Below are 13,983 nucleotides of genomic sequence, written 5' to 3' on the forward strand. Positions count from 1 at the left end.
CTACGACTCTGGTGCGTTTCCACTTTGCCAAAAAATGTTCTACAGCACCACCTGCAATCAAGAAACGGAAACGAACGGAGAGTGCGAAGTGGCGGATCAGGGGCTGGTGCGTGAGACGGCGTGTGCCATCGTCGGCAAACTGAAATCGGGCGAAGTTACCCCACTCGACCTGCTCGACGTGCTGGAAAAACGCATCGCCGAAGTCGACGACAAAGTCAACGCGCTGCCGACGCTGTGCTTCGATCGTGCCCGCAAGCACGCCGCCGCGCTGATGAAGAAGCCGGCCAGCGAACGCGGGCTGCTCGCCGGCCTTCCGATCCCGATCAAGGACCTGACCAGTGTCGCCGGCGTCCTGACCACGCAGGGTTCGCCGATCTACAAGGATAATATCCCGGCGAAGTCGGATATCCTGGTCGAGCATCTCGAAAACAATGGCGGGGTGGTCTACGCCAAGTCGAACACGCCGGAATTCGGCGCCGGCGCCAACACCTTCAACGAAGTGTTCGGCCCGACCCGCAATCCCTGGGACACGTCACGCTCCGCAGCCGGCTCCTCGGGCGGTGCGGCGGTGGCGCTCGCCACCGGCACGGCATGGCTGGCGCACGGCTCCGACATGGGCGGCAGCTTGCGCAGCCCGGCGAGCTTCTGCGGCATCGTCGGCATGCGGCCGAGCATCGGCCGCATCGCACGCACGATAGCCGCGGCGGTCGATCGCAATCTCGGCGTCCAGGGCCCGATGGCGCGCAATGTCGAGGATCTCGCGCTGCTGCTCGATGCCATGAGCGGCGAACATCCGGCCGATCCGCTGTCGCTGCCCGTGCTGCCGACGTCGTTTCTGTCCGCCGCGCGTTCCGGCAGCAAGCCGCAGCGCGTCGCCTATTCGCCCGATCTCGGCATCACGCCGGTCGATCCTGAAGTCGCGGCCGTCACCCGCAAGGCCGCGCAGCGCTTTGCGGAAGCGGGCGCGATCGTCGAGGAAGCCCATCCCGACCTGCGCGAGGCCCATGAATGTTTCCACGTGCTGCGCGCGTTCGATTTTGCGCTGTCAAAGGCGGCGCTGTTACGCTCGAAGCGCAACCTGCTCAAGCCCGAGGTGATCTGGAACATCGAGGAAGGCCTGAAGCTGACGGTCGAGCAGCTCGAACGCGCCGAAGCACAGCGCGTCGCCATGACCGCGCGCACGCTGGAATTTTTCGACAAATACGATCTATTGCTCGCGCCCGCCACGATCGTACCGCCCTTCCCGGTCGAGAACCGCTACGTCGCCGAATGCGCCGGCAAGAAGTTCGACAATTACGTCGAATGGCTCGGCATCGTCTATGCGATCACGCTGGTGTGTTGTCCTGCGCTGTCGCTGCCGTGCGGATTTACCGCCTCCGGCCTGCCGGTCGGGCTGCAGGTGGTGGCGCCACCGCGCGGTGAGGCGCAGTTGCTGGCGGGGGCCAAGGTGCTTGAGGATATTCTCGGCATGCGCGGCGCGACACCAATCGATCCACGGGCGCCGAAATAAAGATAATTTGAAGGGTCCGTGATCCCGGTCTCGCGTATGCATCCAACCCCTCGGTGTCCATTGAAGGGAACCGGGCGCGTCTTGCGGCCGTTAGCAGTGCTGGTCAAAGAGGCGAACTGATCCGGAATAAAGGGATCGCAATCGCCCTGGAGGTCGGCCATGACGGATCAAGCCATCAACTCCGCCGACGATCATTTAGACATCAAGGACGTGAAACGGCGGATCAAGGCGATCTTCATCGGCTCGATCGGCAATCTCGTCGAATGGTATGATTTCTACGCGTACACCGCGTTCGCGCTGTATTTCGCGCCGGCGTTCTTTCCGAACAGCGATCCGGTGGTGCAGCAGCTCGACGCCGCAGTGTTGTTCGCTGCAACTTTCCTGATGCGTCCGCTCGGCGGCTGGCTGTTCGGTTTCATCGCCGACCGCTATGGGAGGCGATTGTCGCTGACGCTCTCGGTGATCTGCATGTGCTTCGGTTCGTTGATCATCGCGGTGACGCCGACCTATGCCACGATCGGGATTGCCGCTCCCGCCATCCTGGCGCTGGCGCGCATCATCGAGGGCTTGAGCCTCGGCGGCGAATACGGCGCCAGCGCGACCTACCTGACCGAAGTCGCCGACCCCAGGCACCGCGGATTCTATTCAAGCTTTCAGTATGTCACCCTGATCGGCGGCCAGCTCACCGCGATCATGGTGTTGCTCCTGCTGCAGAAGGTGTTTCTCACCCCGGAAGAACTGAAGGAGTGGGGCTGGCGAATCCCCTTCGTGATCGGCGCCCTGCTCGCGATCTTCGCCGCCGTCATGCGGCGCAATCTGCATGAAACGGAAGCGTTCGAGGAAGCCAAGAAAGTCAGCAAGCCCTCGGGATCGATCCGCGGCCTGTTGAAGTATCCGCGCGAATTGCTGCTGGTGGTTGGCCTCACCGCGGGAGGTACCGCGGCGTTCTATACCTTCACCACCTACATGCAGACCTTCGTCAAGCTGTCCGTCGGACTCACCGAGGACCAGACCACGTTCGTGATCTTCGGCTCGCTGATCTTTGCAACCCTGTTGCAGCCGATCTATGGCGGCCTCTCCGACCGCATCGGCCGCAAGCCACTGCTGATTTTCTTCGGGCTCGCCGGCACGCTGGCGACGGTCCCGATCCTGACCACGCTGAAGGAGGCCAGGTCGCCGTTCACGGCCTTTCTGCTGATCTGCGCCGCCTGGATCTTCGTTGCCGGCTACACCTCGATCAACGCCGTCGTGAAGGCCGAATTATTCCCGACCAATGTCCGCGCGCTCGGCGTCGGCCTGCCCTACGCCATCACGGTATCGCTGTTCGGCGGCACGGCGCCGGCGGTCGCGCTCTATTTCAAGACGCTGGGGCATGAGGACTGGTTCTATTATTATCTTAGCGGCATGATCTTCCTCTCGCTCATCATCTATGCGACGATGCGCGACACCAAGCATGCCTCCGCAATGCATCGCCACGAGTGACCGGTTCCGATATGGTCGACGAGAACGAGCCGCCGCCGGAAAGCAAGCTGACGCGCAGCAAGGCTCGCTGGGCGCGCGAGGGAAAATTCCTCACCGGCAAGATTTCGCGGCCCGAAGAAGCGCGCCTGCCGCCGGGCCAGCACCTGACGAAGGATTGGCCGACGCTCGATCTCGGACTGACCCCGAACATTTCACGCGAGCGCTGGCGGCTCGATGTTTACGGCGCGGTCGAGAAGCCGATCTTCTGGGATTTCGCGCAGTTTTCCGCGCAGCCGCAGAGCAAGTTCATATCCGACATTCACTGCGTCACCACCTGGTCGCGCTACGACAATCACTGGGAGGGGTTGGCAACCCGCGATCTCCTCGATGCCTGCCGGCCGCGCGAGGAGGCGCGGTTCGTGGTGCTGCATTCGCATGACGGCTACACCACCAATCTGACGCTGGAGGATTTCGCCGCCGCGGACGCCATCCTCGTCCATAGCTGGTCGGGCGCGCCGCTCGAGCAGGAGCATGGCGGCCCGGTGCGGCTGGTGGTGCCGCATCTCTATTTCTGGAAAAGTGCGAAGTGGCTGCAGAGCATCGAGTTTCTGGCTGAGGATGCGCCGGGCTATTGGGAAGTGCGCGGCTATCACAACCGCGGTGACCCCTGGGCTGAGCAGAGATATTCCGGAGACTAAGCCGCAACATTTGATTGGGGAGAACGCCCGTGCCGACTGAACGCTTCCAATTCACCGGTGAAGGCGGCCATCAGCTTGCCGCTGCGCTGGACACACCGGATGGTCCGGTGCAGGCCTACGCGCTGTTCGCGCATTGCTTCACCTGCGGCAAGGACGTGCTGGCCGCGAAACGCATCGCGACCGCGCTGGCCGCCAAAGGGATTGCGGTATTGCGTTTCGACTTTACCGGGCTCGGCTCCAGCGAGGGCGAATTTGCAAATTCGACCTTCACTTCCAACGTCGCCGATCTTGTCCGCGCCGCCGACCATCTGCGTGAAACGCGCGGAACGCCTGCGATTCTGATTGGACACAGCCTCGGCGGCGCCGCGATCCTTGCCGCCGCAGAAAAGATTCCGGATGCGAAAGCGGTCGTGACGATCGCCGCGCCCGCCGATCCCGCACACGTCACCCATCTCTTTGGAGATCGCATCGAGGACATCCGCAAGCACGGCAAGGTGGAGGTCCAGCTCGCCGGCCGGCCGTTCCACATCAAGCGCGAATTCCTCGACGATATCGCCGAACATGGCCTGATGGCGCATGTCGCGAAGCTTCACAAGGCGCTGCTGATCATGCAGTCGCCGACCGACGACACCGTCGGGATCGACAATGCAACGAAGATCTTCGTCGCGGCCAAACATCCCAAGAGCTTTGTTTCGCTGGCGGGCGCCGACCATCTTTTGAGCGGCAAGCGCGATGCCGCCTATGTCGCCGACGTCATCGCCGCATGGGCTGAGCACTATATCGAGCCCGCCGCCGTGCAGCCCGCCGCCGCGAGCGAGGCGCCCCGCAACGTCGTGGTGCGCGAGACCCGCAACAGCAAGTTCCAGCAGACCGTGACAACAGGCCCGCATCAGATGCTGGCGGATGAACCGGTTGCCGCCGGCGGCCAGGACAGCGGACCCGGGCCTTATGATTTCGTGCTGGCGGGCCTGGGCGCCTGCACCTCGATGACGATGCGGATGTATGCCGACCGCAAATCGCTGCCGCTCGATCGCGTCACCGTGACGCTGAAGCACAGCAAGGTTCACGCAATAGACTGCGAGGAATGCGAAACGCGGGAGGGCATGCTGGACCAGATCGACCGCGTGATCTCGATCGAGGGCACGCTCGACGCCGATCAGCGCAAGCGATTGATGGAGATTGCCGACAAGTGTCCGGTGCACCGGACGCTCACCTCGGAAATCCGCATCGTGACGAAGGCGGCGGATTAGGCCGCCGCCAGCGGGCGGACGCGGAGCGCGCCGCGCAGCCCTGCGGCGGCGCCGACCAAAATACCGGCGAAGGCAATCAGCGACGCCAGCGCCAGCGTGGAAAATCCCGTCAGCCCCTGCCCGATCGAGCAACCGAACGCCATCACACCGCCCGCGCCCATCAATGCCGCGCCGCCGCCGGATCGCAGCATGTGGCGCGGCGATTGAAAGCCCTCAAGCTGAAAGCGACCGGTCAGCAGCGCCGTGACGAGGCTGCCGGCAAGCACACCGAACACCGTGACGATGCCGAAATTCAGCGTCGATCCCGTCGACAGCATGACATACTGTAGTGCGTCCGCGATCGGCGCGATGAAGGTAAGCGAGGTCACCGGCGTCGGATTGAAATCGTCGGCGCCGAGATAGCCGGTCGCGAACCAGCCGGCCGCCACCAGCAGGCCGACCGCGAGACCCGCGGCGAGCTGGCCCGGCGAGCGCCGGAACGCAGGATGCGCAAAGGCGAAGATGATCAGCGCCGCCGAGATGATCGAGGCCGCCAGCATCCGCGCGGCCGTTGCGCTCAAGCCTGCCGCCGCAAGCAGCGCGGGCACCGAGTTTGCCGTGGCGGTGGTCTGCGATGCGCCGACCATCGCGATGCGCGCCGGCGCGATCAGGCCCTTCAGCGTCATCTGGGCGAAGATCGCCAGCACGACCACCACCACGAAAGAACGGAGATTGCCGCGCCCGAGCAGCACCAGCGCGCGTGAACCGCAGCCGTTCGAGAGCACCATGCCGTAGCCGAACAAGAGGCCGCCGAAGAACATCACCGGCGCGGAGAAAGATGACTGCAGATAGATCGATTTGCCGATATCGGCGAGGCCTGCCGCCGTCAGCAACTGCGTCCCTGCGACGGCTACGCCGATCGCCAGTGCATAGGTGCGCACCAGCCGGCCATCGCCTTCCGCCCAAAAGCCCCGCAGACTGCTGAGCAGGCAAAACCCGCTCAACAATCCGACCGATCCATAAACGAGACCGATCAGCAGTCCGCTGATGACGACAATATTGGCACTGTCCAGCACCGGCATTTCCCCAGTCTTCTCGCGCGGCCGTCCGGCCGTCATCGCTTAAATAGGAAGCAATTTCCGTGCTGCTATTACGTTGGAAGCATGGGGCCGTCCACGGCCTGCCGATGCAGAGAATTAATCTCTCGCGCAGCCCAGCAATCGGGGAATAAAACCGTTGTCGCCGACCATGGCGGGAGAGATTAATTTCCGCGAGGCCTAGGCCTAGGGTCGCAGGATCACGCGATCGCGCGACGAACCGGCCACGGCGATAAATGCCGCCTTGGCCTGATCCAGCGGATAGATCGCGTTCGGCTTGATCGGGAACGGCTTGAGATGCCCGCCCGCGAAGCCGGGGCCGAGTTCCCTCAGCACCGCGCCGGTCGCGACCGACGACAGGCCGAGCGTATCGATGCCCACGTAAGTGTGCTGGCCGCGATAGAACTCCAGGATGTTGAACTGCACGATGCGGTCCACCGCGGCGATCAGGATCTGCCGCCCGCGCAAGCCAAGCGATTTGTGCGCGGCCTCGAAATAGGGATCGCCGACCGTGTTGAACACGATGTCGGCGCCCTTGCCATTAGTGAGTTCGCGCACGCGCGCCGCAACGTCGGTCGCGGAGGCATCGACGACATCGACGGGAGAATTGGCGTGGCCTTCATAGGGCTCGCTCCTGCGGACGACGCCGATCACCCGCGCGCCGTGCCAACTCGCGATCTGTGTCGCCGCCTGCCCGACCTTGCCGTTGACGCCCATCACCAGCACGGTCTCGCCCGCCTTGGGAATGCCGGCGCGGCGCAGGCCTTCCATCGCGGTGACAAAGGGCACGCCGATGCCGGCGGCCTCCTCCCAGGAAAGGCTGTTCGGCTTCTCAACGGACGCTTCCGCCTCGACCACCAGATGCGTGGCATGGGTGCCGTCGCGGCGGATGCCGAGGTCGCCGGACGAGCCGAACACCTCGCGCCCGATCCAGCCCTGCGGACCGTCGATCACGACGCCCGCATAGTCGCGGCCCGGCGTGCGCGGAAATACGGCGTAAGGCATCAGCCCGGTTGCGGCCTTCACGTCCGATGGGTTGACAGCGGCGGCCTTGACCTCGATCAGCAGATCATTCTCGCCGCACGACAAAGCCTGCGTCTCGACGACTGGCGCGAGCGAAGCGGCATCAGCGGCCTTTGCCGGCAGGCGAACACAGCGCGCCTGGACCGTGGCAGATCGAAGATCGGGCTTCTCGGCAAATGACATCAGGCATTCCTGCTGGCTTCTAAGCAGCAGGAGTTACCCTTTCGGCCGCTTGTCGTAAACACGTTTCGCCTTGCCGAGTGAACGTTCCAGCGTGTCCGGGGCCACAGCCTTGATGCGTGCGGTGATGCCGATGGTGTTCTTGATGAAGACCGCGACCTTTTCGGCATGCGCGGGCAGCCCGCTGCCGTCCCAGCTTTCGGGGCGGGCTTCGGCGAGCACGGTCATCTCGTCCATGCGACCCTCGCGCGTCAGCTCGATGATGAAGTGCCCGCCGCACCAATCGGTCGCCAGCAGCGCTTCCTCGATCTGGGTCGGGAATACGTTGACGCCGCGCAGGATGATCATGTCGTCGGAACGGCCCGTCACCTTCTCCATGCGCCGCATGCCCGGCCGTGCGGTGCCGGGCAACAGCCGCGTCAGGTCGCGGGTACGGTAGCGGATGATCGGAAAGCCCTGCTTGGTCAGCGAGGTGAAGACCAACTCGCCCTTCTCGCCGTCAGGCAGCACGGCGCCGGTCTCGGGATCGATCACCTCGGGATAGAAATGATCCTCCCAGATATGCAGACCGTCCTTGGTCTCCACGCATTCCTGCGCCACGCCCGGCCCGATCACTTCCGAAAGGCCGTAAATATCCGTCGCATCCATGTCAAAGGTCTGCTCGATCTCGGCGCGCATTGCGTTGGTCCAGGGCTCGGCGCCGAAGATGCCGAACTTCAGCGACGATTTGCGCGGATCGAGCCCCTGCTTCTTGAACTCATCCGAGATCGCCAGCATGTAGCTCGGCGTCACCGTGATGATGTCGGGCTTGAAGTCGTTGATCAGTTGCACCTGCCGCTCGGTCATGCCGCCGGAAACCGGCACCACCGTGCAGCCGAGCCTTTCGGCGCCGTAGTGCGCACCGAGGCCGCCGGTGAACAGGCCGTAGCCATAGGCGTTGTGCATCAGCATGCCGGTACGGCCGCCTGCGGCGCGGATCGAGCGCGCCATCACATCAGACCAGATGTCGATGTCTCCTTGCGTATAGCCGACCACGATCGGCTTGCCTGTCGTGCCCGAGGACGCATGGACGCGGACCAGCTTTTCGCGCGGCACCGCGAACATGCCAAAGGGGTAATTGTCGCGGAGGTCGGTCTTCACCGTGAACGGGAATCTGGCGAGATCGGAGAGCTGCCTGAAATCGGACGGATGCATGCCGGCCGCATCGAAGGCCTTCCGGTAATGCCCGACGTTGTCGTAGGCGTGCTTGAGCGACCAGGCGAGACGCCTGGTCTGCAGCGCCATGATCTCGTCGCGCGAGGCGCGCTCGGCCTCGTCCAATTCAGCGCCGTAACCGCTTCCGCTGGATTTCAATCTTGCCATGGCCATGGCGTTTCCCTTCTCGCTAATTTTGTGTGGCTCCGTTGTCCGCAACCGGCAGCCACGTTCCGGCGATGGTGCGGGAATGGCCGCGGAATTCGGCGATCACGACATCGCCAGCGGTGACGCGAACGTCGTAAATCCCGGACCGTCCGTTGCGCGAAACTTCCCGCGCGGTCGCGACCAGCACGTCGCCGAGCTTGCCCGGCCTGATGAAGGCGATGTCGCATTGCGCGGCGACGGCGCGTTCGTTACGGGAGTTGCAGGCAAAGGCGAAGGTGGAATCCGCCAGCAGGAAGATGAAGCCGCCATGGGCGATGCGCTGGCCGTTGACCATGTGCGGCTGCACCGTCATCATCAGCGTCGCCTGCCCGGGCTTCACCTCGACAAGTTTCATGCCGAGGCCCTTGCTGGCGTCGTCTTCCTTCCACATCGCATCCGCGCAGGCGCGGGCGATCTCGTCGGGCGAAAGCGCGACGTTCATAGCGGGTTGCCCGCTCTGCGAGACGGTTCCACGACGTTCTCTCCCTGTGCGTACGGGCCTGTTTGCACGGGCCTCTTTACGTAGTCTCTTAGTGTTGGGACGAAGCACCCGAGGTGTCAACGATCCCGCGATTTTCTAAACGTGGTCGTAGTCCACGACCACCTTGTCCGAACAGGGCCGCGCTTGGCAGGTCAGGATGTATCCCGCCTTCAGCTCCCACGGCTCCAGCGAATAATTGACCTCCATCTGCGCATCGCCCTCGACCAGCTTGGCGCGGCAGGTCGAGCACATGCCGCCCTTGCAGGCGAACGGCAGATCCATGCCGGCGCGCAACGCCGCGTCGAGGATGGCCTCACCTTCAGCGACCGGCACCTCGCGTCGTTTTCCATCGATGATCAAGGACGCCATCGCCCTGGGCGGCGCGGACGCTTCGATCATCTTCTTCGGACGCGGCTTGCCGCCGAACTCGGAGACGAAGCGCTCCACATGAATGCGATCCTCGGCGATGCCGATGTCGCGGCAGGTCGCCTCGATGTCCTCGCTCATGCCCATCGGGCCGCAGATGAAGACGTGATCGACGCTTGAAGCCGGCACCAGCGAGCGCAGCAGCACGCGCACCTTCTCGCCGTCGAGCCGGCCGTGCAGGATCGGAATATCCTGCTCTTCGCCCGAAATGACGTGGAAGAGCGAAAGCTGCTGCATGAAGCGGTCCTTCAATTCCTCCAACTTTTCGAGGAACAGCATGCTCGATGTTGTGCGGTTGCCATAGAACAGGAAGAAGCGGCTATCGGGTTCGCGCGCCAGCACGCCCTTGACGATCGACAGGATCGGCGTGATCCCGCTTCCCGCGGCAAAGCCGACATAGATCCGCGCCTCTTCCGGCGCATGGGCGATGCCGAAGCGACCGGTCGGCGTCATCACATCGAGTTCGTCGCCGCTCTTCAACTCTTCCGCGGCCCAATTGGAGAACGCGCCGCCGTCGACTTTCTTCACGGCGATGCGCAATTCGCCATCGTCAGGGCCGGAACAAATCGAATAGGAGCGGCGTACTTCTTCGCCGTCCATCGTCGTGCGCAAGGTGAGGTATTGCCCTGGCATAAAGCTGTAGTCGCTTTCCAGCTCTTTCGGGATCGCAAACGTCATCGACACTGCGTCGGCCGCTTCGCGGCGGATGTCGTTGACGGCGAGACGGTGAAAGCGCGGTGCGTGGGACATGATTAATGACACTTGAAATAATCGAACGGTTCACGGCAGCTCTTGCAGCGCCACAGCGCCTTGCAGGAGGTCGAGCCGAATTCGGAAAGCAATTCGGTATTCTGCGAGCCGCATTGCGGACAGGCCACCTGCTGCTCGCCGAACAGCGCGCGGCGTGAAGTTGAGGCCTGCGGCGGAGCGATACCGTATTGCCGCAGCTTGCTGCGGCCGTCCTCGCTCATCCAGTCCGTGGTCCAGGCCGGCGACAGCACCGTGCGGACGGTCGGCCGCGCAATGCCGGCGCGCGCCAGCGCGAGCTCGATCTCCAGAGCGATCATGTTCATGGCGGGACAGCCGGAATAGGTCGGCGTGATCGCGACCTCAACGCGGCCGTCATGGACCTCGACCTCGCGCAGCACGCCGAGATCGGCGATGGTGAGCACGGGAATCTCGGGATCGACCACTTGCGCAGCCGCTTCCCAGGCGCGACGGCGCAGATCGCTATCGTTGAGAATGGCCGTTACCATGTCGCCCCCGGAAAGGTCCGCTGCATCGACTGCAGCTCGCTGAGGAGATGGCCGAGATGCTCGCTGTGCCGGCCGCTGCGGCCGCCCTGCTGCATCCAGTCGTTCTTCGGCAACGCAAGCGTCGCCTCGCTAACGACGCCCGTGATCGTCTTCAACCATTGCGAACGCAACGGCGCGGGATCGATCGCGATGCCGGCATCGATCAGCGCGCGCTCGCTGTCGTCGACGGCGAACATCTCACCGGTAAAGGCCCAGAGCTCGTCGATCGCAGATTGAGCGCGGCGGTGGCTTTCCTCGGTGCCGTCGCCGAGGCGGACGATCCATTCCGAACAGTGCCTGACGTGATAGGCGCTTTCCTTTTCCGACTTCGCCGCGATCGCCGCCAGCGTCGGATCGCCGGAGCACATCATTGCCCGCCAATAGAGATCGGCGAAGGTGGCGTAGAAGAATTGCCGCACCATGGTACGCGCGAAATCGCCATTGGGCTGTTCCAGCAACAGCAAATTGCGGTACTGCCTGACGTCGCGGAGATAGGCGAACTTGTCCTCGTCGTTATCCTTGCCCTCGACCTTGGCCGCATAGGAATAGAGCTCGCGCGCCTGGCCAAGCAGATCGAGGCCCATATTGGCGAGCGCCATGTCCTCTTCCAGCATCGGCGCATGACCGCACCATTCCGACAGCCGGTGCCCGAGGATCAGCGCATCGTCGGCGCGGCGCAAGGTGTAGAGCACCAGCGGGGTCTCGGAGACAGAGATGTTGGCGACGATCATTTTCAATCACCTGTTAGCAGTCGTCGTCATTGCGAGGAGCGAAGCGACGAAGCAATCCAGACTTTCTTTGCGGCGCGATGGATTGCTTCGCTGCGCTCGCAATGACGGAAAAACCTACATATGTCCCACTTCATCCGGCACGTCGTAAAACGTCGGGTGCCGATAGATTTTCGATTCCGCCGGTTCGAACATCATGCCCTTCTCGGACGGATCGGACGCAGTGATCGCATTCGAGGGCACCACCCAGATCGAGAGGCCCTCGCCGCGGCGGGTATAGATGTCGCGCGCGGCCTGCAGCGCCAGGGTCGCGTCGGTCGCGTGCAGCGATCCGACATGCTTGTGCGCCAGCCCGTTGCGGCTGCGGATGAAGACCTCCCAGAGCGGAATGTTCGGCGTTGCCATCGCGGGTCTCCCTACTCTGCAGCCTGCAAGGCGGCGCGCTGCCGGCGCTTCTCGGCATAGGCCATCGCCGCCTCGCGCACCCAGGCACCATCCTCATGCGCCTTCCGCCGCGCCGCGAGGCGATCGCGGTTGCAGGGACCGTTGCCGGCCAGCACCTGCTTGAACTCTTCCCAATCGATCGCGCTGTATTCCCAGTTGCCCGCTTCGTTCTGTTTCATGCCGGGATCTGGAATCGTAAGTCCCAGGAACTGCGCCTGCGGCACGGTCGCATCGACGAATTTCTGGCGCAGCTCGTCGTTGGAGAAGCGCTTGATCTTCCACTTGGTCGAGGTGTCCGAGTGCTGGCTGGCCTGGTCGGGCGGACCGAACATCATCAGCACCGGCCACCACCAGCGGTTCAGCGCGTCCTGCGCCATCGCTTTCTGTTCGTCGGTGCCGCGGCACAGCATCAGCATGATCTCAAAGCCCTGGCGCTGATGGAAGGACTCCTCCTTGCAGACGCGGATCATCGCGCGCGCATAGGGACCATAGGAGCAGCGGCACAGCGGGATCTGGTTCATGATCGCCGCGCCGTCGACCAGCCAGCCGATCGTGCCGATGTCGGCCCAGGTCAGCGTCGGATAGTTGAATATCGAGGAATACTTTGCTTTGCCGGCCAGCATCAGGTCGACCAGTTCTTCGCGTGAAGTGCCGAGCGTTTCGGCGGCGGCGTAGAGATAGAGCCCGTGGCCGCATTCGTCCTGCACCTTGGCGAGCAATGCGGCCTTGCGGCGCAGCGACGGCGCACGGGTGATCCAGTTGCCTTCGGGCAGCATGCCGACGATTTCGGAATGCGCGTGCTGGGAAATCTGCCGCGTCAGCGTCTTGCGGTAGGCCGCCGGCATCCAGTCGTTGGGCTCGATGCGTTCGTCGCTATCGATACGCGCCTGAAACTGCGCGGCCCGCGCGGCGTCCTCAATGTGGCGGTCTTCGCCCTCGGACGAATTGAGCGCCTGCGTATACATGGCGGACCTCCCTGATATCGTTGGGAGGAAATATATAACATAAATTTAGATGCGCAATATATTTCTGTAACATATTTACGGATCGCCGAAACGCCTCGAAAGTTCCGCGACGGGCTTTGGCAAAGGCCCATTTTCGTTGGTCGCATGGCGGTCAAGCCATTGTTCCGACGCGGGAAGTAGCGCGCGATAGATTTCGCCGCAGAGCGCGCGGGCCGCCCTGCCCGGCCAGTCCGCCGGCAGCAACGCCATCGGCAGCAAGGGATCGCGCAGCACGACGCGGCGGTAATGGTGGATCAGGAGAATCCGCGCGGTGAAGGCGTCGGCCTTCGTCAGCCGCTCGCCGCTGACGATCCAGCCGTGCAGCGGCTCGAAGGTTTTCATGAACTTCTGATAGGCGTCGGCGGTGCGATGCAGCGGCCAGCTTTCGCTGAGCAAGCGCCGCCCGCTGTCGTCTTCGGCGGAGACTTCGAGGCGGATGGCGCCCGAGGCTTCCTCCGGCACCGGCACGCCCGAAGGCGCAACCCACACGCCTGGCAGCGGACTGCCGAAACCCGCATTCTTCAGCGCCTCGCGCGAGGCGTCGCGGTCTTCGCCATTGCCGATCAGCAGCAGTTCAAAGCGCCCGGTCCAGTCAGAAGCCGGCGGGCCGTAGATGTGTTTCGTTGCGATATCAAAAGTTTGCCGCCCACTCTGCACCAGACGGTAGAAGCTGTTGCGGCCGACTTTATTGCGTTCGAACCAGCCGTCGGCGGTCAGCCTGGACATCGCGGTGCGCACGACGCTGGCGTCGATGTCGAGCTGTTCGAAGAATTCGAGCAACGTGCCGAGCCAGACCGAGCCGCCGCGCGGCACGATGGCATCGCCGAAGACGGTGATGACGATCGAACCGGTGCGCGACGGTTCTCGCTTCAATTGCTGGATGATGCGGGCAAGCGGTGGCGGCATGCGTCAAGGCATACCGCGTTTTTTGGATTTGCGACAACGGTGGCTGCCTCTCCCTCTCCCCGTTCTTCACGGGGAGAGGGTTGGGGTGAGGGGCTGCCTC

Annotated in this window: 14 protein-coding genes; 4 read left to right on the forward strand and 10 right to left on the reverse strand. The window is 63.5% G+C overall.

Translation table 11 applies throughout. From position 1 onward, the window contains the following. Window positions 1–88 precede the first annotated feature (88 nt). The 4 genes from V1286_RS21800 (at window position 89) to V1286_RS21815 (ending at window position 4,919) form a co-directional block, all read left to right on the forward strand. Window positions 89–1,510 (forward strand): amidase, encoded by a 1,422-nt coding sequence (locus V1286_RS21800; protein WP_334482454.1) that lies wholly within the window; start codon window positions 89–91, stop codon window positions 1,508–1,510. 159 nt (window positions 1,511–1,669) lie between these two features. After that, window positions 1,670–2,992, forward strand: a complete 1,323-nt coding sequence (locus tag V1286_RS21805) for an MFS transporter (RefSeq protein ID WP_334482456.1) — start codon at window positions 1,670–1,672, stop codon at window positions 2,990–2,992. A gap of 11 nt (window positions 2,993–3,003) precedes the next feature. Then, entirely contained in the window at window positions 3,004–3,669 is a 666-nt protein-coding gene (locus V1286_RS21810; RefSeq protein WP_334489820.1) for a sulfite oxidase-like oxidoreductase, read from the forward strand. A 29-nt stretch (window positions 3,670–3,698) separates the two neighbouring features. Then, window positions 3,699–4,919: a bifunctional alpha/beta hydrolase/OsmC family protein gene (locus V1286_RS21815; RefSeq protein WP_334482457.1), complete on the forward strand. Its 1,221-nt coding sequence runs from the start codon at window positions 3,699–3,701 to the stop codon at window positions 4,917–4,919. Here the strand turns inward: V1286_RS21815 and V1286_RS21820 are convergent. From V1286_RS21820 to paaX, 10 genes are all read right to left on the reverse strand, one after another. Continuing rightward, window positions 4,916–5,974, reverse strand: coding sequence for a YeeE/YedE family protein (locus tag V1286_RS21820; RefSeq protein WP_417021171.1), 1,059 nt, complete (start codon window positions 5,972–5,974; stop codon window positions 4,916–4,918). The genes V1286_RS21815 and V1286_RS21820 overlap by 4 nt on opposite strands. A 207-nt stretch (window positions 5,975–6,181) precedes the next feature. Further along, complete coding sequence (locus V1286_RS21825; RefSeq protein WP_334482461.1) at window positions 6,182–7,201, reverse strand: quinone oxidoreductase family protein; 1,020 nt, start codon at window positions 7,199–7,201, stop codon at window positions 6,182–6,184. Between the two features lie 33 nt (window positions 7,202–7,234). Next, on the reverse strand, window positions 7,235–8,566 hold the full coding sequence (paaK, locus tag V1286_RS21830) for a phenylacetate--CoA ligase PaaK (RefSeq protein WP_334482463.1): 1,332 nt from the start codon (window positions 8,564–8,566) through the stop codon (window positions 7,235–7,237). Window positions 8,567–8,582: 16 nt separating this feature from the next. Beyond that, complete coding sequence (paaI, locus tag V1286_RS21835) at window positions 8,583–9,041, reverse strand: hydroxyphenylacetyl-CoA thioesterase PaaI (protein WP_334482464.1); 459 nt, start codon at window positions 9,039–9,041, stop codon at window positions 8,583–8,585. Window positions 9,042–9,176: 135 nt separating this feature from the next. After that, complete coding sequence (gene paaE / locus V1286_RS21840) at window positions 9,177–10,256, reverse strand: 1,2-phenylacetyl-CoA epoxidase subunit PaaE (RefSeq protein WP_334482466.1); 1,080 nt, start codon at window positions 10,254–10,256, stop codon at window positions 9,177–9,179. A gap of 2 nt (window positions 10,257–10,258) precedes the next feature. Then, window positions 10,259–10,762, reverse strand: coding sequence for a 1,2-phenylacetyl-CoA epoxidase subunit PaaD (paaD, locus tag V1286_RS21845; RefSeq protein WP_334482469.1), 504 nt, complete (start codon window positions 10,760–10,762; stop codon window positions 10,259–10,261). After that, window positions 10,756–11,532: a 1,2-phenylacetyl-CoA epoxidase subunit PaaC gene (gene paaC / locus V1286_RS21850; RefSeq protein WP_334482472.1), complete on the reverse strand. Its 777-nt coding sequence runs from the start codon at window positions 11,530–11,532 to the stop codon at window positions 10,756–10,758. The genes paaD and paaC overlap by 7 nt, the downstream gene beginning before the upstream one ends. A 114-nt stretch (window positions 11,533–11,646) precedes the next feature. Further along, window positions 11,647–11,934 (reverse strand): 1,2-phenylacetyl-CoA epoxidase subunit PaaB, encoded by a 288-nt coding sequence (paaB, locus tag V1286_RS21855; protein ID WP_027539035.1) that lies wholly within the window; start codon window positions 11,932–11,934, stop codon window positions 11,647–11,649. Window positions 11,935–11,945: 11 nt separating this feature from the next. Continuing rightward, the gene (gene paaA / locus V1286_RS21860) at window positions 11,946–12,938 is read right to left on the reverse strand and encodes a 1,2-phenylacetyl-CoA epoxidase subunit PaaA (protein ID WP_334482475.1); all 993 of its coding nucleotides are present in this window, start codon (window positions 12,936–12,938) and stop codon (window positions 11,946–11,948) included. A gap of 75 nt (window positions 12,939–13,013) precedes the next feature. After that, window positions 13,014–13,883, reverse strand: coding sequence for a phenylacetic acid degradation operon negative regulatory protein PaaX (paaX, locus tag V1286_RS21865; RefSeq protein ID WP_334482477.1), 870 nt, complete (start codon window positions 13,881–13,883; stop codon window positions 13,014–13,016). Window positions 13,884–13,983 lie beyond the last annotated feature (100 nt).

It is taken from the genome of Bradyrhizobium algeriense (genome assembly GCF_036924595.1).
GTDB lineage: Bacteria > Pseudomonadota > Alphaproteobacteria > Rhizobiales > Xanthobacteraceae > Bradyrhizobium > Bradyrhizobium algeriense.